Here is a 19,520-nt window from a genome sequence, read left to right on the forward strand (position 1 = left end):
CACTCATTAATCTTGAATGAACATCAGACATTCTTTTTATTTATTTCGAAACGCACTCCTCGGAGTGAATCATATTTTGGACCTAAGCCGTAAACTTTAAACCTCATAAAATCGTTAGGAATATACCAAGCACCTACATTATAGTCAGTCGCATTTACACCAAATTTAAGTACCAGTTCAACCTCTTTGTAATCGAATGGAGGGAATTCAGAGTAGTCGATAATCTTTAAAAACTGTTTCACAGCTTCTGCAACTGTCATTTCTGGTGACATTAAAATTTGATATTCTGTTTCTGGACTAACAAAGCTGATGACTTGAGTTCCACGATTTTGAAAACTGTATGTTTTTGGGGTTGAATTCCAATTTTTGACGGCATCAGATTGAATAATTCTAGGTGATGAGGTTTCTACGCCCATACTCAAACCTTCTAACTTAATTAACTTGATATAAGTAATAACAGCTAAAAAAACAAATCACAAAGCGACCAAAAGCAAATCGCCCCATGATTTATAGAACACCACAAAAAAACATATAAATACAACAAGTTACAAAAAATTAAACCTTTGTTACTTTTATTTAATCATCTAACTGATTTGACCGTTAAACTGCCAATTAAATGAAAAGTAATAAGAAAAGAATGATGCCCGGTTTTGTTATTCGGGCATTGATACCAGCTACAACCAAGTCGGTATTTTTAGCTCAAAAGCTTCAATATTATCTAGTCTCTGCAAAGACTTTCCAATGCTATCAATACCTTCAAGTAAGGACTTTTGATGTACAGCTTTAATGTCAAAACTCAACGCTTTGTCATTAACCTGTAAGGTTTTATCTTCCAAATTAACAGCTACCGTCAATACATTCTTTTCAGCGAGTAAAAACAATTCGGATATTTGATTATCACTCAAAATAATCGGTAACACGCCAATATTGATGCAATTGCCATAAAAAATATCTGCAAAACTAGGGGCTATGATCACTTTAAAACCATATTCTTGCAGTGACCAAGGAGCGTGTTCTCGGCTCGAACCACAGCCAAAATTTTCTCTCACCAATAGCACGCTCGCACTTTTATATTCAGGTTGATTTAGCACAAATTCTGGATTAGGAATATTTCCGTGATCATCTAAAAAGCGCCAGTCGTGAAATAAATGCTGTGCAAACCCCACCCTTTCTGTTTTCTGTAAAAACTGCTTAGGAATGATTTGGTCGGTATCAACATTGGCCTGATCCAAAGGTAGTAACTTACCAGTATGAGTAATAAACTTTTCCATTATCAGTTCCCATTAGTTATGGTCGAAGGTTCTACAAATCGCCCAGCAATAGCCGCTACAGCCGCAAGTTCAGGGCTTACAAGATGAGTTCGACTTCCTCTTCCCTGTCGACCTTCAAAGTTACGGTTACTGGTTGAAGCACAACGTTCACCTTCTCCTAATACATCATCGTTCATCGCTAAGCACATAGAACAACCAGGAAGTCGCCATTCAAATCCGGCTTGAATAAAGATTTTATCTAAACCCTCTTTTTCAGCTTGCTCTTTTACTCGATAAGAGCCGGGGACCACAATAGCAGTGACACTATCTGAAACCTGCTGACCTTTGATTGCATTAGCAGCAACCCGCATGTCTTCAATGCGGGAATTAGTGCATGATCCAATAAAGACATGAGAGATCTTGATGTCAGATATTTTAGTACCTGAGGTTAAGCCCATATATTGTAATGCTTTGGCGCAAGATTCTTTTTCCACCGCATCGTCAAAATCATCTGGATGTGGCACATAACCATCAATTGCGATAACTTGATCAGGTGACGTTCCCCAAGTAACTTGATGCTTAATCTCTGCGGCGTCCATAATAAGCACTTTATCGAATTCTGCATCGATATCGCTTTTTAACGTCTTCCAATCCTCAACGGCTTGCCGCCACTGTTCACCTTCAGGGCTGTACTCTCGACCTTCAAGGTAAGAGAATGTCATTTCATCTGGCGCAACTAATCCTGCTTTAGCGCCAAATTCGATGCTCATATTGCAAATGGTCATGCGCTGCTCCATGCTCAAGGCTTCTATTGCTTCACCGCAATATTCCACCACATGTCCAGCAGCGCCTGCACATCCCGTTTTACCAATAATGGCTAAAATAATATCTTTAGCACTTATCCCATCATTAACCTTGCCATTGATCTGAATTTTCATCGATTTGGCCTTGTTTTGCCTTAGTGTTTGGGTGGCAAACACATGCTCAACTTCAGAAGTACCAATACCGAAAGCTAATGCGCCAAATGCACCATGGGTAGCAGTATGGGAGTCACCACAGACGATGACAGTTCCCGGTAAGGTTAACCCAAGTTCGGGCCCCATTACATGCACAATCCCTTGGTTTTTATGCCCCATACCAAATAAGGTTACCCCAAATTCGGCACAGTTTTGTTCAAGGGTTGCCAGCTGATTAGCCGCACTCTTACCTGCGGCATCAATGGCTATGGAACGCGTGGAAATATTGTGATCCATAGTGGCAAACGTACGCTCAGGGTGGCGTAATGTACGACCATGAAATCTAAGCCCAGCAAAGGCTTGTGGCGAAGTGACTTCGTGGATCAAATGTCTATTCACATAAATAAGTGGTGTTTCGCCCTCTTGGTGATCCACCAAGTTCCTTTGCCATAACTTATCATAAAGTGTCGAAGCCATATCACAACCCTCCTCTTTTTGATGGTGCATACTGATTAATATGCTGGCAAATTTTTTCACCCATTTCAGCAGTCGATAAGGCTTGATGCAGACTTGAATCAGACACTAAGTCACGTGTAAAAAAACCTTGCTCTAAAACCGCTGCTACCGCTTGCTCTATCGCATCTGCGGCCTGTGGCTGATTAAGGCTAAAGCGTAGCATTAATGATGCTGATAAAATTTGTGCAATCGGGTTAGCAATGCCTTTTCCGGCAATATCAGGGGCTGAACCACCAGCGGGTTCATACATGCCAAACCCTGACTCATTCAGGCTCGCTGACGGTAAAAGTCCCATTGAACCTGTGATCATGGCGCAAATGTCAGACAAAATGTCACCAAATAAGTTGGAGCATAGAATCACATCGAATTGGTTTGGAGCTCGAACAAGTTGCATAGCGGCATTGTCGATATACATGTGTTCCAACTCTACATCGGGATAGTCTTTCGCAATCTCAATAACGACTTCACGCCATAATTGCGATGAAGCGAGTACGTTGGCTTTATCCACTGAGGTGACTTTATGATTTCGCTTCTGTGCGGCCTCAAATGCCAAACGAGTAATACGTTCGATTTCAGCGCGAGAGTAAATCATGGTATCAAATGCCGTTTCTTCGGCTGTACCTTGCTCACGACGTCCTTTAGGTTCACCAAAGTAAATACCGCCTGTCAGCTCTCGCATCACCAAAATATCAAAACCTGATGAAGATATATCTGAACGAAGTGGTGATAACTGTGATAAAGACAGCTGTAATTGAGCTGGACGCATATTACAAAACAGCCCAAAGTGACCTCTTAACCCAAGTAACGAAGCACGTTCTGGTTGTTCAGCCGGTGGCAAATTTGACCATTTATCACCACCAACTGAACCAAACAAAATAGCATCAGCTTGTTCGCAGCCTTGTAAGGTTGATTCTGGTAATGCAACACCATGATTATCAATGGCACAACCACCTACATCATGGTGATGATAATCAATTTTAAAATCGTATTGCTGCGATACGGTATCTAGTACCTTTATCGCTTGTTCCATCACTTCTGGGCCAATACCATCGCCTGCCAATACCGCTACACGTAACATGCCAAATCCTTATTTAGTTGCTGCTGGTTTATTTTTAATTGAGTCACAGTTCGCGCTAGGTGAATGCTGTTTAAGGCATCAACAAGGGCAAGAGCAGATGCTTTAACGACATCTGTTTCTATGCCATAACCATGAAAGCGACGGTCACCCCATACGATTTCAAGCGCCGCTTTTCCTAAGCCATCGCCACCAGAACCTTTGTTCGAGATTTTGTAGTCTTCAACTTTGAATTCAATGCCAACAGCATCTTTAACCGCCTTGATTAATGCATCTACAGGCCCGTTACCTGTAGCAGAACTGATCTGGCTTTCATTGCCTATTGCAATATCAATACTTGCCGTGGCAAAACGACCTGTACCACACTGCACATTAAGTGTATTTACTTTGTAAAAAGCTGAATCGGATTGTTGATTAATGTTAAATATTAAGGCTTCTAAATCATCATCAAATACTTGCCCTTTCTTATCTGCTAGAGCCAAGAAATCTTCGTAAAGCTTATCTAAGTCAAAGTCAGTGTCGGTATAGCCTAGGCTCTCCATTCTGTGTTTGATAACATGACGGCCACTTCTCGAGGTTAAGTTCAATTTAGTCTTACAAATTCCAACACTCTCTGGTGTCATGATTTCGTAGGTATTACTGGCTTTTAACATGCCATCTTGGTGAATACCCGATGAGTGACTAAATGCATTACTTCCGACAATAGCTTTGTTCGGCTGTACAGGCATATTGCATAACTCACTAACAAGCTTTGATGTTTTAGCGATTTCTCTGTGATTGATATTGGTATGCAAACCCAGCATTTTTTGACGGGTTTGTAAGATCATGGCAATTTCTTCTAATGAACAGTTTCCGGCACGCTCACCTATGCCATTAATGGTACATTCAACTTGCCTAGCACCGGATTGAATTGCAGACATAGAGTTTGCGACCGCCATACCTAAGTCGTTATGGCAATGAACAGAAATTATTGCTTGATCGATATTAGGCACTCGATTGAATAGCTGATCTATGATGCCACCTAACTCGTTTGGCAAAGTGTAACCAACGGTATCAGGTATATTCACCGTAGTAGCACCTGCTTTAATGGCGCTTTCCACCATTCGGCATAGGTTATCTATGTGTGTTCTCCCCGCATCTTCACATGAAAACTCAACATCATCAGTGAATTTACGAGCAAACTTCACTGCATTAATCGCCATTTGTTCTACATCCGAAAATTCGCGTCTTAATTTTTGTGACACATGAATATCTGAGGTAGAAATGAAAGTGTGAATTCGAAACTGTTCAGCCACTTTTAATGAGTCAGCACAAGCTTGAATATCTGCCTCAACCGCTCTGGCTAATGCACACACTCTTGAATTTTTTACTGTTCGTGCAATGGTTTGAACCGACTCAAAATCACCGGGAGATGAAACTGGAAAACCCACTTCCATCACATCCACACCCAGCTGCTCAATCGCCAGTGCAATTTGCAGTTTTTCATGCACTGATAAACTTGACGCTAAAGCTTGCTCGCCATCCCTTAATGTGGTGTCAAAAACGATCACTTGATTGCTCATGGTTCCTCCAGTGGTCAAGTGAGTTGAGTACCTATACTCGTGCTACTTGAAGATGCAACTCTCAGGGTTTATTCAGGTATCACGAGTATATTCATGCATAAAAAAACCCGCACTTTGTAGGCGGGTTTTCTGGTATTAATTTGAAATTAACCAAGCATCCCACGCCTATCTTTAAATAGGAGTAAGAGGTTGCTAAGGAGTAAAGTGACTAATTTCATTTGACTCATATTCATAAATACCAAAACTAATTAACGTTTTTTTAACCTTTAAACCGTAAGCTGTCAAGCCAAAAACCAATAAATACTTACATTTTTAAAATAAATAATCACAAGACACGAAAAAAAATGAATAAATAAGACAAATAAAAGCAAAGCTAAGCCTACTTATGGCAATCTAGGGTACATCTACAAATGTTAAACTAGGCTCCCCCCATCAGGGTATGATTGTGTATGCGTTCTTTGCTTATTTTGTTGACCGTAGCTTTTAGCTCGATATGCATCGAGTTGTTCTCTTATCAGGGCTTTTTGAACTTGAACGGGCAACGAGGCAGTATTCCACCTATTTCGATCAAAATATTCCTTAGCAGGCCTTGGTCGATACACTGAATATTGCCTTTGTATAGCCTGCATTTCTCTCTCTCGATTATCAGGGTTTACTCTATTCCTACTTTGCCTTGACTCATTTAATTGGTTCATTTTTCTTGGCGACGATGGCTTAGGGGGACAAACAAAAGCTGCTAACACTTGGGGACTAGTCGCTGAAGCATCACTAGCTTGAAATGGAAAATGTACCTGTCCCTTCTTAGCTCGAACCCCTTTATTTTGTGCAGCGAAGCGTTGAAAGTATTGCTGACTTTGCATCTGAGTTTTGAGTTCTGATGCACTATCTGGTTGTCTATGAGGCTGAGGAGACATCGACGCTAACGGTTGAACCTGATGAAAAGATTGTGCCCCTTGTTCTGGCTTCGCGGTTACGGCACTGATATCAGGCATCGGTTTCAATGCATCAGTGTCTTGCCTTTCCTTTCTGAGACTATTGCTTCGCTGTAATTGTAGATAGTAGGCTTTTTGATCAGCTTTTTGATACCTAACCGAGTGAAATACTTGCCTATCTCTAAACGTTGTTTCCCATTCCTCACTATCTGCAATGACTCTTGCATCTGTACAAGTAATTTCTAAAAGTTGTTTTTTATCACCATCTACCATGTACATTTTTCGAGTGGGGACATGTACTTCTTTTTTCACTTCAGAGGTGCTACCTGATTCTACTTTAACCTCAGCCAATTGAGCACGTTGTAATTCCAACTCCTTTCGACGATGAAGTTCACAAAACTCTTTTAAAATTTGTTGTGATACTCTGTGTTCATCACGTCTAAAAAACTTACCAAACGAGCAACACCCTTGGTTTTCTCGACTAGGCTCAACTAAAAAGGGAACTGCGGAGCCATTAAATGATAATAAATATTGCTTACCTCCAACGGTAATTTCACGTTGAAAATCAAGATTACAAGAAATTATACGTTCTCCGATAGAGTTATAAACCGAAGAAACTTGACTTACAATATCTGGATTAACACCATGATTTAAAGACATAAAATTTCTCAAACGACAAATCTAGAGTGAATGATATACCGTAAAAAGATGGTCGCAAGCGTATAATTAGCACTAATCTCATTCTGTTCAGGGTAAATCAGTCCATAATTTTAAACCTGCTTAAACGCAAAAAATAATCATAATAAAGTCAATGAGTTAACAGCACCTTTTCTTGTTCGATACCCTTTATAATTCTTACCTTCCTGAACGAATTAAAAAATATTAACCAGAGAACGCCCCTACACTTTCTTAAAAAAACATTATTTTGCAGTTGAAAATAATCACGAACAACCCTAGAATTGCATTCGAACATCATTCGAATGAGGTTTTTAATATGTGCCCAGCTCCAAGGTACACAGTTGAGCAACAGGAAATTATGATTAAAGAGGCTGCCGTCAAGGTGATTGAAGATTCCTCTTTACTCGATTTCAAAATGACCGCTATTGCCAAAGAGGCAGGATTATCTGTTGGCTCTCTCTATAAGTATGTGCAAACAAAAGAAGATTTAATTATCGCCCTAGCTTGCGAGAAAGATGAGCACCAGTATCAGTTGTTTAAAGACATTTTTAGTACTGAACTCGCCATGCCACAAAAATTAATAGCATTTGTTTTAGTTGATGAGAATAAATCAAAAACATTCAGCTTTGATTTAGATTTGGAAATCATATCTAAAAGTGAATCCGTGATCCGTCGTTGCTCTCCAATGTGGAAAGCACGCATTCTAGAACTTGAAAATAAAATGTCTGAGCTGTGTAGACAAAAAAACATTGACTGTTTCAACTCAGGCGATTTTTTAGGAGAGGATTTGACATCCGTCCATAGTCTCAGCGTAGGTCACTGGGCAATGTCTGTTGGGTTTAAACAAGTCAACAATCATATTGATACGGTTTCCCAGCATTTACCAGGAATAGAATGTATGCAGGCTTTCAAAATAAAAGATAACAGCATTGTAGCTATGACACACTATATCAATGCCCATCCATGGAAAGAGCCCCTCACACAAGAAGGCATTGAACAAACCAAATTAGTACTTGAAACACTTGGATACAGATAACAGTAGGAAGATACACATGACAAAGAAAAAGCCACTCCTTAACTGGAGCCTGACTTTTATTGCCATCGCCAGCATTGGTTATGGTCTTTATCACTATAAGTCATCAGAAATTAAGACGGCTATGGCGCAGGAGCAACCAGAATACCCTGCACCGATAAAAGCTGTAACTGTCGATTACTCGAATTATAAAGAACGTGTAACGGTACCCGCTGAAATCGTTGCTCCTGAATCATTAATGCTGACCAATAGCTTTGCTGGAAAAATCACTTTTTTGAATTTAAAAAGTGGTTCAACAGTTAAGAAAGGACAAAAACTACTTCAAGTAGATATCAGTGAAGAATTGGCACAAATTAAAACCGCCAAAGCCAAAGCAAAGTTAGCGAGCAATGAATTAGCAAGAACTAAAGAATTACACCGAAAAAAACTGGCTTCTGATACGGCGTTAGACAAAGCTCAAGCGGATGCTGAGATTTCTGAAGCTGACGTAGCACGCATACAAGCGATTATTGATAAGAAAACCATTCTAGCGCCATTTAATGGTGTTGTAGGTTTACACACTCTATCTGTAGGTGAGTACCTTGCACCTAACTCTCAAGTTGCCAACCTTGTCACTAAGCAACCAAAACTGTGGGTTGATTTCGATTTATCGCAAGTTCAATCACAGCGATTAAGTGGTCAAAGCGTTGAGATGGTTATCGAAAACCATCCTGAAACAGAGTTTGCCAACATTATTGCCAAAGAGCCTGTTGTAAATGCCCAAACTCGTGGTGTTAAATATCGTGCCGAGTTGCAAAAAAGCGAAGGTATAAATTTAAGCCCAGGAACCTTTGTTGAAGTGAAATTACAACAAGGTCAAAACAAACAGATGATTAAGCTGCCAAAACACGCTGTGCTACGTCAGCAATCTTCTCGTTACGTTTATGTACTCGTGCCTGAAAACGAAGGAACTTATCGAGTACAGCGTCGTGACGTAAAGGTATTCCAAGATGACAGTGAGTTCAGTTACTTAGCTGATGGCTTAAAAGTAGGTGAACAAGTTGTGTCTTCTGGTGCATTTAAGCTCTACCCAAATCAGCTTGTCAGTATTCAACAAGCTGGTGAGCAAGCAAATAATAAGGGTTGGTAATGTCCGCTACATCTTATAAAGCCCGTTTCACAGATATGTTTGTGACACGGCCAATATTAGCGATTATTCTGTCTTTGACCTTAGTGATCATCGGCACAATATCAGCGCTAAAATTGCCAGTACTCCAGTATCCTCAAATTGAGAATACCTCATTAAATATCACCACCGTCTACGTTGGTGCTTCGGCTGAGGAAATCCAAGGTTTCGTTACCGATCCGATTGAAAAAGCTGCTGCAACCATCACAGGTGTGGACTACATCAGCTCAAACTCAACCGCTGGTACCAGTGATGTAAAAGTTCAACTTGAACTTAATGCTGATAGCACTAAGGCGTTAGCTGAGCTTAATACTCGCTTGAGTCAAATTCGATTTGAATTGCCTCGTGGTACTCAAGATCCGAGTATTGATGTGGTTCGAGCCGATAGACCGTTTGCTTCTTTCTATCTTTATGCTGATAGTAAAGAATTCAGTATTGCAGATTTGAGTGACTACCTGACTAGACAAGTTAACCCGCTATTTAATTCGCTTCCCGGCGTGCAAAAAGTTGGCTTAGTCGGTAGTCGCTCACCTTCTATGCGTATTTGGTTAAACCCAATCAAGATGTCGATGATGAATGTCAGTGCTAATGATATTCAACAAGCCTTGATGAGCAATAACGTAGCAGCCACTTTTGGTAGTACCAAAACTCATAACCAACGCATTGATATTGTGGCTAATACCTTGCTTGAAGACGCTTCTCACTTTGAAAACATCGTGATCAAAGAAATGGATGGACGTAGTGTCAAGTTAAGTGATGTAGCAAAAGTAGAGCTAGGCTCTGAAGAAGGTCACGAAGTTTCTGGTTTGAGTGGGCAAAACTCAGCTTACATTTCAGTGTTTGCTCAGCCTGGTGCAAACGAAATTGCGATTGGTGATGCGCTTTATAAAAAGATTGCCCAAATAAACAAGCGTTTACCAAAAGATCTGCAAATCAAGATTGCTTACGATGCCACTGAATACATGCGCGACTCGATTAAGGAAGTATTTTCTACTTTGATTGAAACCGTACTGCTTGTTGGTATTGTGATCTTACTGATGATGGGCTCATTCCGCACCGCATTAGTGCCTTTGATCACGATTCCTATATCAATTCTTGGTGCGGTTGCAGCGATGACCTTAATGGGGTTCTCACTAAACCTATTAACCCTTTTAGCCATTGTACTATCGGTAGGTTTGGTTGTTGATGACGCTATTGTTGTGGTTGAAAACGTAGCAAGACACATGCGTAATGGCATGAGTGGTCCTAGAGCCGCACTACTGAGTTCACGTCAGCTGTTCACCCCAATCATTGGTATGACAGTAACACTAGCAGCCGTTTATGCGCCAATTGGTTTCCTATCTGGCTTAACGGGCGTGCTGTTTAAAGAGTTTGTATTTACTCTAGCTACAGCCGTGTTGATGTCTGGTGTGGTGGCTCTTACATTATCGCCAATCATGAGTGCGTATGTTTCACCGGAAGGTGGCAAAGAAGGCAAACTGACTCAAAAAATCAACGGTCAATTTGCGCGACTAGAAAACGCTTACTCTGCATTCCTTGGTCGTGTGTTTAATTACCGTCCACAAGTGATCGCTATCGCCGTTTTCTTCACTTTGCTTATCGTGCCACTGTTTATGTTTTCAAAGTCTGAACTTGCTCCTGTTGAAGATCAGTCTCAAGTTCAGATGTATGTGATTGCACCACCAGAGTCAACGGTTGACTTTACTAGCCAACAGATTGGTGAAATTGTAAAGGCGAACCTACAACTGCCAAATACTAACGATATGTGGCACGTTGCCATGCAAACGACTGGCTTTGGTGGATTACTGTTTGATCCTGTTAGTGAACGTGAGCAGAGTATTCAAGAACTACGTGGTCAAGTATACGGTGTATTAAGTCAGTTCCCAGAGGTTAACGCCCTGCCTAACTTACCATCGTCACTGCCAACTTCTGGTCAGTTTGATGTTGAGTTAATTGTGACTTCATCTGATCCACAAGCGAACATGTCAGGTATTGCTCAGCAGATAGTGTATTCAGCATTTCAATCTGGCTACTTTATGTTTGCTGATACGGACTTGAAAGTTGACTTACCACAAATCAAATTTGAATTTAACAAGTCAAAAATTGCTGACTTAGGCATGACCATCAGCGATGTTAACCAGCAGCTTTCATTCTTGCTATCGGATAACTACGTCAATCGCTTTAACCTTGATGGTAAAGCTTATAAAGTGATTGCACAGGTACCCGATGAGTTCCGTAAGGATCAACAAGCCATTATGCAGCTGCAATTAACCGCGCCTAATGGCAAGCAGTTCTCACTATCGAGCATTGCCACTGTGACCACTCAAGCTGCACCTCGTGCGCTGTCTAAGTTTGGTCAACGCAACTCATTCAGAGTTTACGGTGGTATTGTTCCTGGTGTGACAAAAGACCAAGCGCTAACGTCACTTGAACAAGCCGCAGCGAAAATTCTGCCAATGGGTTATAGCATCGACTACATGGGTGAATCTCGTCAGTTGCGTAAAGAAGGGAATACCTTAGTAAGCGTACTAGGTGTTGCTCTTGTGTTCGTATTCTTTGTTTTGGCGATTCAGTTTAACAGCTTCCGTGATCCACTGGTTGTCTTGCTTGGTTCAGTACCGCTAGCGTTATCAGGTGCGTTACTCTTGTCATTCAGCAACTTCACCACCATCAATATTTATTCGCAAATTGGTTTGATCACCCTAGTTGGTCTGGTTGCGAAAAACGGTATTTTGATTGTGGAGTTTGCTAAGCATTTACAGCTTGAAGGTAAAGATAAAACACAAGCCGTGATCGAAGCAGCCAGCGTACGTTTACGTCCAATTTTGATGACCACGGCCGCAACCGTATTGGGTCACTTCCCACTGGTATTGGTAAGTGGCGCAGGTGCCGCAGCGCGTAACAGTATTGGTTTGATATTGGTCGCGGGTATGTTGATTGGTACTTTCTTCACTTTATTTGTATTGCCAGTGATTTATTCATACTTAGCGGATTCACATCAAACTAAGGAAGTAGAAGAAGTTTAGAAACTTTTTTAGATAAAGAATCATTACCCTTTTGGCTGGTCTCGTACCAGCCTTTTTTATGCTTAACGCTCATCAAAATTAATTCTATTTTTATCAATTGTCTTTGAAAAGTAATCTGCTAGCCTTAATTGTACTGCTGTTTTTAGATGTAATGGATTACTCAAAATGAAGTCGATTTATGTAGTTACCTCAATTGTTTGTTTACTCCTTGTTTCTGCTTGTAATGATAAAAACTCCGGCCACTCAATTCCGAATCAAGCAAAAGTAATGTTTGATGAAGGTTATATACAAAATGCAAATGTATGTACCGATTGCAACGGCAACTTGAATTGTGACAGTGATGAGCCATTAACCACCACTGATGAAGCTGGGAGCTTTAACCCAAGGCATTTATATAATGATAATAATCAACATTGCCCTTTATTAGCAGACATAACCACCAACGCCATTATTCAAAATGCCAATAAGCCTGTTGAAAAGCCAGTTAAATTGATTACACCACAAAAGTGTTACAACATTAGCCTCTTAACGACATTGCTTCCACACTACATGGCTTTCGGTGACTCTCGTGAAGAAGCGGAAGAGAAAATAAAAGCAAAAGTTTTATCAGATGCTGATTTATGCTCAGATCACATAGAAATGAGCCGTACGGCGAGATCGCCACTTGCCAAAAGAGAAGCTGATCACTTAAGAGATGTGACTCAGCGAACACTTGCAGCACTTCTTAAGGAGCATGAACAAATAGAGCAAAATGAAAACGCAGATAAAATGTCTCATTCAGAAAAGCGTCTTGTTGCGATTCAACATATTCTCACTCATGAAAATCTTGCTCAAATCGAAACACCAATAGCACAAAATCAACCACAAAGTTCGAGTGGTACAGGCTCTAGTAGCAATACAGCTCAATCAAGAAATCAGCACGAAGAAAGCCTCATTTTACAAGCAATGAGAAAAGCTACCTTTGTTAATATGAAGCAGCAATTTCAGTCTTCGCAAGATGGAAGCCAAGTTAAACTTACGACATACCAACCAAGTAAATCAGGGTTAGTGTCACACTTGGAACAAGTGATTTCTGGTGATGTTATCACCATGGAGTTCTCGATAAATAGTAATCTGGATACTTTCGAGCGCCCACTTTATAACGACTCAAATAGACCCATTATTTACTCAAATAATGGTGTTGGTTCGGCCAATGACTATTTTTTCCAGAGTGGAATTAGGCCATCTGATGAGAATGATTCACCATTTTTACGCTATCTACAGGATGTTGATAAAAACAATGCATTATTATTCACCAATGCCTCTCAATCAGGGTTTAAAAAATTACTGTTAGGTAAACAATTTCCTGTTAAAAACAGGCAAATCTCAAGCCTTATGCATTTATTTCCAAACTTAGCATCTTGGGAATCCGCCTTAGTGCCAACTCAAAACTATCCTCGTTTATTCCCAAACAATGACGAGATGATTGCCTTTACAACAAGGGCGTTCATACCCTTAGATACTATGGTACTGGCTAACGATACAAGCTGTAGAAATGGCGGTAACCCTGAAGATATTTGCAACTACGTGCAAGTTTATCAACCTTCAAATAGATCAAACACCTCAACGCAAAAGACTTCAGCGAAACTTGAAAACAAATTAACTTCACCAAGCTTTGTAGCTACTGATGGTAATTTCGATGCTAACAGCGGCCACTACAATTACATGCCTGACATGCTGGTTATTCATGCTGATGGAGACAAAAAAATTGTCGCACTACTTGAATATCAGCCACCAGAAGATATTAATGAAGCAGAACTTGCAGCAGAGGCTGTCGCAGAAGTTTCTGGACCGAAGACTACAATAAACTTTTTTGAAATTTCAGCAGGTGAAGAGTTCACATTTAGCTTCAAAAATAATGAATTACAGATATTTTCAACGGGAGATTCAAACAACGAACTTCCAGCAAAGAAAATTGGAACTGGATATTGGAGTAGTTCCAAGTATTACAACCAAGAGGCGATTGAAATAGGGATTCCCTACTCTGTATCGAGAGTTGTGCCTTCACTGTATCGTAGAATGATTTTTACCAAGATAAATGGCTTTTATCGTTCTGGTGAATTCCTTGCCGAAGGAAGTTTTCCTGATGGAAGGCAGCTCAGTACAGGCAATAAAACCGATGAACAGATTCGGTTATCTGTTAATAGAGACCAAGTTCGTTAATTGACCTAAATCAGAAACGTCGATATTAAAAATAAACCCCAGTGATAGATTCACTGGGGTTTATTTTATTCATCAATCTAACGACCTTTGTGGTCATAAATCCAATTTAATTAAGCCTTTGGATTTGGACCGTATTGGTTATCATCATGACTATCTTGAACTTCAAAAATAATAAGGATAATCCAACCTATAAGAGGTATAAACATCAGTAGCTGCCACCAGCCTGTGCGGCCTGTGTCATGTAATCGACGAGCAGTAACTGCAAGTGAAGGGATCAATAAAGCTAAAGAGAAAATGGTTCCTAAAACCCATGTTCCTAGCAACATATCAACGACAGACACCACAATAGATAAAATGACGTAAACAAGAACAAACATCCAAAATTCTTGTCTGCGCGCTCTTCCCGTAAAGTCAGCATACTTTTTCAAACAACCAATAAAGTGTTCCATTTCTTTCCTTAGACATTGTTATCTGTTTGTTAAGCGGGTTTTATACCATGACTTTGGAAAGCACACTGGTCTAACCAGAGTGCTTTTTAGGTTTTTCAGAAATCCACAAATGTATTATTCCTTTTACAACGGCTACGTCATTAGTATCGTAAGCTGTAACAATGACATCTAAGTCACCTGCTTTCCATTCTTGCTTCACCTCCGCCACACAGCGAATATCGCTTCCTGCCTTTGCAGTGTAGTCAACCGTCATTCCTTTTGGTATCCATCTAAGGTGCTTTGGGATTGAAGCTTCTGCCACTGCCCCCATCGACATTTCTAAGCCATTACAAATCGCAATCACATGAACCGTTTTAATGTGGTTCTCAACACTTCGACGTTTTTTGATTACGCACTCACAATAATTATGTCTGAGTGTCTTAATCTTAGGGTTTGCGGTCGCGAAGTAAGGGGCTTTATGACAAAAAATTTTCGAAAAAAGCCATTTGCCAAAGGGATACTGACAACACTTTTTATAAAGACGAAGTACTTTGTTATCACTGCTTCTAATTTGATTTTCCATAACTTCCATATTCAGTGGTCGGATGAGCCTATTATTTAAACTAAAACACAACGTAAGACAGCGCAATAGCTATAGGGCTTTTTGATCTTTCTTGCTTATTTTTGCAGCGATAAATTGGTTGTCTTATGCAAGGCGGAGTTTGTGAAGTGTGGCCGCTCCACATAATCAAACGATAACGCAGCAGAAGTGACCAATTTACGCTGTCTTCGATGCTTTTGAGCACTCCCTGTTCTGTGTTGTGACCAGTTTACTTAGCTGGCTAAGCTTCACCGCTCACGCCTTGAATAAAAAACACTCAAATAGCACAAAATTTAAGCCTGAAAGTTCAAAAGGCCCTAGGTATAATGCCTATATTGATCATTTATAAACGGAAAAGAAGTTGAACTTACTCAAGACTTATTTCAAGGGAGTGGCAATGGGCGCCGCGGACGTAGTACCCGGAGTCTCTGGTGGCACTATAGCCTTTATTACGGGTATTCTTGATACCTTGCTAGGTAGCATTAATAAAATCAAGCCATCATTATTTGGCATGGTTAAACGTGAAGGCTTAAAGGCTACATTCGATCATATCAATGGGGGCTTTTTAGTTACTTTATTTGCAGGTATTTTGACCAGCATTTTTACCCTAGCTAAACTCATCTCTTGGCTGCTCGTTACTCATCCAATCCCCATCTGGTCATTCTTTTTTGGACTGATATTAATTTCGGTTGTGCATGTGCTTAAACAAATTAACGGCTTGACGATTCAACGATTGGCTTGCTTTGTAATGGGTATATTTCTCGCTTGGGGATTAAATCATCTCACCCATATTGGTTTGGAAATCAACTTATTTACTATCTTTATCGGCGGTGCTATCGCCATTTGCGCTATGATCTTACCGGGCATATCAGGTAGCTTCTTGTTGTTATTACTCGGCTTATATTCAACCGTTTTAGGTGCCGCAAAAAGTTTCGATGTCACTACGCTTGCAGTATTTGCAGCTGGAGCCTTGTGTGGGCTTTTAAGCTTCAGTCGATTTATATCTATGCTGTTATCTCGTTGGCATGATGCCACTCTCGCTTTCTTAACCGGATTAATGCTAGGAACGCTCGGCAAAATCTGGCCTTGGAAAGTCACCTTAAGTTGGCGAGTAAACTCTAAAGGAGAACAAGTTCCACTGGTTCAAGAAAATTTGTCCCCTTTTGCCTATCAACACTCCACTGGAGAGTCACATCAATTACTATTAGCCGTGATCTGTATGCTCAGCGCAATCGTATTAGTATGGAGATTGGAAAAAGTCGGCAGCCGCTCCGATACTGATACAAAGTAATTCATGCTTGGGACATGCAATGCAGTTTAACGAAGAGAAAATTCAAGTGGGCATCAGCTCATGTTTATTGGGTGAAAAAGTCCGATTTGATGGTGGTCATAAAAATTCGGCTTATTGTAAAAAAGAACTCAGTCAGTTTTTTCGATTCATTCCAGTGTGTCCCGAAATGGCCATTGGTCTTGGCGCTCCAAGAAAATCCATTCGGCTCATCAAAGAAGGTGAAGCCATTTTAGTGCAAAGTGCCGATGGCAGCTTAGATGTGACCCAGCAACTCAACGAGTTCAGCCATGATAAAGTCGCGCAACTGGATAAACTTGGCGGTTATATCTTTTGCTCTAAATCTCCTACCTGTGGAATGGAACGAGTACTGGAATACAAAATGGGAACCAATCATGCCACTAAGACCGGCATTGGAGTTTATGCCAGAGCTTTAATGGAAATATACCCACATTTACCCGTTGAAGAAGAAGGCCGATTACACGATCCAAACTTGCGAGAAAACTTCTTCACGCGAGTTTACGCCTATCACGATTGGCAATGTATGATGCACTCAGGGTTAACCAAACATAAATTGATCCAGTTTCATTCCCGATACAAATATCTGATCATGGCTCACCATCGTGAAAGCTATAAAAAGCTGGGGCCTTTACTGGCAGATTTATCCAATTTAGAAGAAACGGCAGAGCAGTACTTTATTGGCTTTATGACGGCATTAAAGCATCGCGCTACTCGTAATACTCACACTAACACTTTGCAGCATATTCAAGGTTACTTTAAGCAAGACTTAACCAAGGAACAAAAACAAGAACTGACAGATAGTATTGTAAAATACCATCAAGGTATCGCGCCCTTGTTAGTTCCAATAACACTGATAAATCACTACCTTAGAGAGTTTCCCAAAGAGTATATTCAAGATCAAATCTATCTAAATCCACATCCAGAAGCGCTAAAACTCAGATATGGATATTAAACCTAATTCGGTTATCTTTTGGTTTCGCAACGACCTTAGAATTAGTGACAATCAAGCTCTGACTCAAGCTAAAGAATATGCAGATAAACACCAGTCGCCGCTTCATGCAATTTACCTTGCTACACCTACGCAGTGGCAACAGCACGATCAAGCCACCATTCAGTTGGATTTTATCGAGCGCCAGCTTAACGAGTTATCAACGTCGCTAGCTCAACTTGGTATTCCCCTATCCGTGTTTGATGTAAATGATTTTCAAGGTCAAATAAATTGGTTTATTACCCAGCGGGAAGCAGGGTTTATCGAACAAGTTTTTGCAGGTTCAGAACCTGAATGGAATGAAAGGCAACGCGATAACCAATTGTTAGAAAATGGTTTTCCCATCACGTTCACTAAAGAACATTGCATACTTCCTGCTGGAAAAGTTAACAATCAGCATGGCATGATGTACAAAGTGTTCACGCCGTTCAAAAATCGCTGGCGTGAAATAATGCAAGAGGTTCAGGTTCAGCCGTTAAGTAAATTAACTGCGTTTGCAGAACCCATTCAGGCTCAAACCATCACTTTAAATTGTGAGAAAACCAGCAGCGAACAATGGCCTGTTGGAGAGAAAGCAGCGCATCAACTTTTAAGCCAATTTTGTAAGCAACATCTTGCAAAATACGGCGAGCAACGAGACTTCCCTGCTCTACATACCACCAGCCAACTTTCACCTTATTTAGCTTTAGGCATACTCAGCCCGATGCAATGTTTGGCTGCACTGCTTGCTGAGTTTCCTAATGCCATTGTGGAAAAAACACCGGCTGAGACTTGGCTTAATGAGCTCATTTGGCGTGAATTTTATCGTCATTTACTCGTCGCCTTCCCCAAGCTTTCACGTAATCAAAATTTCAACCCTCTAGCGAATCACATTCAGTGGCGTAACAACCCTTCTGATTTTCAAAAATGGTGTGATGGTCAAACGGGCTACCCAATTGTTGATGCCGCAATGCGACAGCTTAATACCACAGGCTGGATGCACAATCGCCTCCGTATGATTGTGGCTTCTTTTCTGACTAAACACTTACTGATTGATTGGCGTTGGGGAGAACAATACTTCAGACAAAAGCTGATTGATGGTGATTTAGCCGCTAACAACGGTGGGTGGCAATGGTCCGCAGGCACTGGCTGTGATGCCCAACCTTACTTTCGAATTTTTAACCCGATGGAACAAAGTAAGAAGTTTGATCCTGACGCTAAGTTCATTAAAGACTTTATTCCAGAGTTAGCTCATATTGATGCTAAGAAGTTACATCAAGCTAATTCTCGTACTGATACTGGATATCTAATTTCAGCTGAATATGCACCAGCGATTGTGGAACATAAACCAGCAAGAGAGCGAGCGCTATCATACTTAAGTGTAATGAAAAAAAGCTAACCTCTTTGTTTGGTGTTATCTATCTCTTTTTTGTCATACAGCTCAAAAGGGAAGATATTACGTAACTGCTGAGTACAGTTATCACTAATCGTCGCCGATACATGTAATCGAATACCATTATTTTTTTCTGCACGAACAATACCTGTGAGTTTATTCTTTTTGGCTAATTCACGCGCTTCGCATTCAAATTTACTTGGAACCGTTCCTTTATGTCTATCTAATCGCCCCTGCTTAAAGTGCATTTCAAATATGGTCAGTCCTTTACGGGTAGAGGATAAAAAGTAAATTAAACACACAACAGGAACAGCGATAAAAGCGATTTTCAGTAAATTTTCCATCTATACCTCTCCCAAAAGTTCATATCTTTTCTAAACTGTATAGACAGATACTTTACTAATATAAATTGAAATTAAGAATACTT

Annotated in this window: 16 protein-coding genes; 7 read left to right on the top strand and 9 right to left on the bottom strand. The window is 40.5% G+C overall.

Features of this window, described 5'->3' with window-relative positions; genetic code table 11:
- Positions 1-23: 23 nt before the first annotated feature.
- The 6 genes from E2H97_RS13580 to E2H97_RS13605 form a co-directional block, all read right to left on the bottom strand.
- Positions 24-416 carry a hypothetical protein gene (locus E2H97_RS13580; protein WP_133407633.1) on the bottom strand — a complete coding sequence of 131 codons (393 nt, stop codon included), beginning with the start codon at positions 414-416 and terminating at the stop codon, positions 24-26.
- Between the two features lie 258 nt (positions 417-674).
- Positions 675-1,271 carry a 3-isopropylmalate dehydratase small subunit gene (leuD, locus tag E2H97_RS13585; RefSeq protein ID WP_218938218.1) on the bottom strand — a complete coding sequence of 199 codons (597 nt, stop codon included), beginning with the start codon at positions 1,269-1,271 and terminating at the stop codon, positions 675-677.
- A gap of 2 nt (positions 1,272-1,273) precedes the next feature.
- Positions 1,274-2,683 (bottom strand): 3-isopropylmalate dehydratase large subunit, encoded by a 1,410-nt coding sequence (gene leuC / locus E2H97_RS13590; protein ID WP_133407635.1) that lies wholly within the window; start codon positions 2,681-2,683, stop codon positions 1,274-1,276.
- 1 nt (position 2,684) lies between these two features.
- Positions 2,685-3,800 carry a 3-isopropylmalate dehydrogenase gene (leuB, locus tag E2H97_RS13595; RefSeq protein ID WP_133407636.1) on the bottom strand — a complete coding sequence of 372 codons (1,116 nt, stop codon included), beginning with the start codon at positions 3,798-3,800 and terminating at the stop codon, positions 2,685-2,687.
- Positions 3,788-5,359 (bottom strand): 2-isopropylmalate synthase, encoded by a 1,572-nt coding sequence (gene leuA / locus E2H97_RS13600; protein ID WP_133407637.1) that lies wholly within the window; start codon positions 5,357-5,359, stop codon positions 3,788-3,790. Before leuA ends, leuB begins: the two co-directional genes overlap by 13 nt.
- A 413-nt stretch (positions 5,360-5,772) precedes the next feature.
- The gene (locus E2H97_RS13605; protein WP_133407638.1) at positions 5,773-6,951 is read right to left on the bottom strand and encodes a hypothetical protein; all 1,179 of its coding nucleotides are present in this window, start codon (positions 6,949-6,951) and stop codon (positions 5,773-5,775) included.
- Positions 6,952-7,285: 334 nt separating this feature from the next.
- Here E2H97_RS13605 and E2H97_RS13610 point away from each other — a divergent pair, with 334 nt between their 5' ends.
- The 4 genes from E2H97_RS13610 to E2H97_RS13625 all read left to right on the top strand — a co-directional run bounded on the left by E2H97_RS13610 (position 7,286) and on the right by E2H97_RS13625 (position 14,395).
- Positions 7,286-8,005 (top strand): TetR/AcrR family transcriptional regulator, encoded by a 720-nt coding sequence (locus E2H97_RS13610; RefSeq protein ID WP_133407639.1) that lies wholly within the window; start codon positions 7,286-7,288, stop codon positions 8,003-8,005.
- A gap of 16 nt (positions 8,006-8,021) precedes the next feature.
- Positions 8,022-9,131: an efflux RND transporter periplasmic adaptor subunit gene (locus E2H97_RS13615; protein ID WP_133407640.1), complete on the top strand. Its 1,110-nt coding sequence runs from the start codon at positions 8,022-8,024 to the stop codon at positions 9,129-9,131.
- Entirely contained in the window at positions 9,131-12,193 is a 3,063-nt protein-coding gene (locus E2H97_RS13620) for an efflux RND transporter permease subunit (protein ID WP_133407641.1), read from the top strand. Before E2H97_RS13615 ends, E2H97_RS13620 begins: the two co-directional genes overlap by 1 nt.
- Before the next feature lie 165 nt (positions 12,194-12,358).
- Complete coding sequence (locus E2H97_RS13625) at positions 12,359-14,395, top strand: hypothetical protein (protein ID WP_133407642.1); 2,037 nt, start codon at positions 12,359-12,361, stop codon at positions 14,393-14,395.
- A gap of 110 nt (positions 14,396-14,505) precedes the next feature.
- Here the strand turns inward: E2H97_RS13625 and E2H97_RS13630 are convergent, their stop codons facing one another.
- Positions 14,506-14,844 carry a DUF805 domain-containing protein gene (locus E2H97_RS13630; RefSeq protein ID WP_133407643.1) on the bottom strand — a complete coding sequence of 113 codons (339 nt, stop codon included), beginning with the start codon at positions 14,842-14,844 and terminating at the stop codon, positions 14,506-14,508.
- Between the two features lie 70 nt (positions 14,845-14,914).
- Positions 14,915-15,406 (bottom strand): hotdog fold domain-containing protein, encoded by a 492-nt coding sequence (locus E2H97_RS13635; protein ID WP_425466791.1) that lies wholly within the window; start codon positions 15,404-15,406, stop codon positions 14,915-14,917.
- Between the two features lie 379 nt (positions 15,407-15,785).
- On the opposite strand from E2H97_RS13635, the gene E2H97_RS13640 reads away from it, so the two are divergent.
- Genes E2H97_RS13640 through phrB form a run of 3 tightly spaced genes read left to right on the top strand, consistent with a single transcriptional unit; the run spans position 15,786 to position 19,099 of the window.
- A complete protein-coding gene (locus E2H97_RS13640) occupies positions 15,786-16,715 on the top strand; it encodes a polyprenyl-phosphate transporter (protein ID WP_133407645.1) in 930 nt (309 codons plus the stop codon).
- A 19-nt stretch (positions 16,716-16,734) separates the two neighbouring features.
- Positions 16,735-17,685 (top strand): YbgA family protein, encoded by a 951-nt coding sequence (locus E2H97_RS13645; RefSeq protein ID WP_133407646.1) that lies wholly within the window; start codon positions 16,735-16,737, stop codon positions 17,683-17,685.
- On the top strand, positions 17,675-19,099 hold the full coding sequence (gene phrB, locus E2H97_RS13650) for a deoxyribodipyrimidine photo-lyase (RefSeq protein WP_133407647.1): 1,425 nt from the start codon (positions 17,675-17,677) through the stop codon (positions 19,097-19,099). The genes E2H97_RS13645 and phrB overlap by 11 nt, the downstream gene beginning before the upstream one ends.
- Here phrB and E2H97_RS13655 read toward each other — a convergent pair.
- Positions 19,096-19,437, bottom strand: a complete 342-nt coding sequence (locus tag E2H97_RS13655) for a DUF3634 family protein (protein ID WP_133407648.1) — start codon at positions 19,435-19,437, stop codon at positions 19,096-19,098. The genes phrB and E2H97_RS13655 overlap by 4 nt on opposite strands.
- Positions 19,438-19,520: the final 83 nt, after the last annotated feature.

Origin of the sequence: Parashewanella tropica (assembly GCF_004358445.1) — a bacterium.
GTDB classification, from domain to species: Bacteria; Pseudomonadota; Gammaproteobacteria; order Enterobacterales; family Shewanellaceae; genus Parashewanella; species Parashewanella tropica.

Excerpts from the sequence above, each read along its gene's own strand:
- E2H97_RS13630 (WP_133407643.1), bottom strand. The coding sequence starts at position 14,844 with ATGGAACACTTTATTGGTTGTTTGAAAAAGTATGCTGACTTTACGGGA.
- leuC (WP_133407635.1), bottom strand. The coding sequence starts at position 2,683 with ATGGCTTCGACACTTTATGATAAGTTATGGCAAAGGAACTTGGTGGAT.
- E2H97_RS13580 (WP_133407633.1), bottom strand. The coding sequence starts at position 416 with ATGGGCGTAGAAACCTCATCACCTAGAATTATTCAATCTGATGCCGTC.
- E2H97_RS13635 (WP_425466791.1), bottom strand. The coding sequence starts at position 15,406 with ATGGAAAATCAAATTAGAAGCAGTGATAACAAAGTACTTCGTCTTTAT.
- E2H97_RS13620 (WP_133407641.1), top strand. The coding sequence starts at position 9,131 with ATGTCCGCTACATCTTATAAAGCCCGTTTCACAGATATGTTTGTGACA.
- leuB (WP_133407636.1), bottom strand. The coding sequence starts at position 3,800 with ATGTTACGTGTAGCGGTATTGGCAGGCGATGGTATTGGCCCAGAAGTG.
- E2H97_RS13645 (WP_133407646.1), top strand. The coding sequence starts at position 16,735 with ATGCAGTTTAACGAAGAGAAAATTCAAGTGGGCATCAGCTCATGTTTA.
- leuD (WP_218938218.1), bottom strand. The coding sequence starts at position 1,271 with ATGGAAAAGTTTATTACTCATACTGGTAAGTTACTACCTTTGGATCAG.
- E2H97_RS13655 (WP_133407648.1), bottom strand. The coding sequence starts at position 19,437 with ATGGAAAATTTACTGAAAATCGCTTTTATCGCTGTTCCTGTTGTGTGT.
- phrB (WP_133407647.1), top strand. The coding sequence starts at position 17,675 with ATGGATATTAAACCTAATTCGGTTATCTTTTGGTTTCGCAACGACCTT.
- E2H97_RS13615 (WP_133407640.1), top strand. The coding sequence starts at position 8,022 with ATGACAAAGAAAAAGCCACTCCTTAACTGGAGCCTGACTTTTATTGCC.
- leuA (WP_133407637.1), bottom strand. The coding sequence starts at position 5,359 with ATGAGCAATCAAGTGATCGTTTTTGACACCACATTAAGGGATGGCGAG.
- E2H97_RS13625 (WP_133407642.1), top strand. The coding sequence starts at position 12,359 with ATGAAGTCGATTTATGTAGTTACCTCAATTGTTTGTTTACTCCTTGTT.
- E2H97_RS13605 (WP_133407638.1), bottom strand. The coding sequence starts at position 6,951 with ATGTCTTTAAATCATGGTGTTAATCCAGATATTGTAAGTCAAGTTTCT.
- E2H97_RS13610 (WP_133407639.1), top strand. The coding sequence starts at position 7,286 with ATGTGCCCAGCTCCAAGGTACACAGTTGAGCAACAGGAAATTATGATT.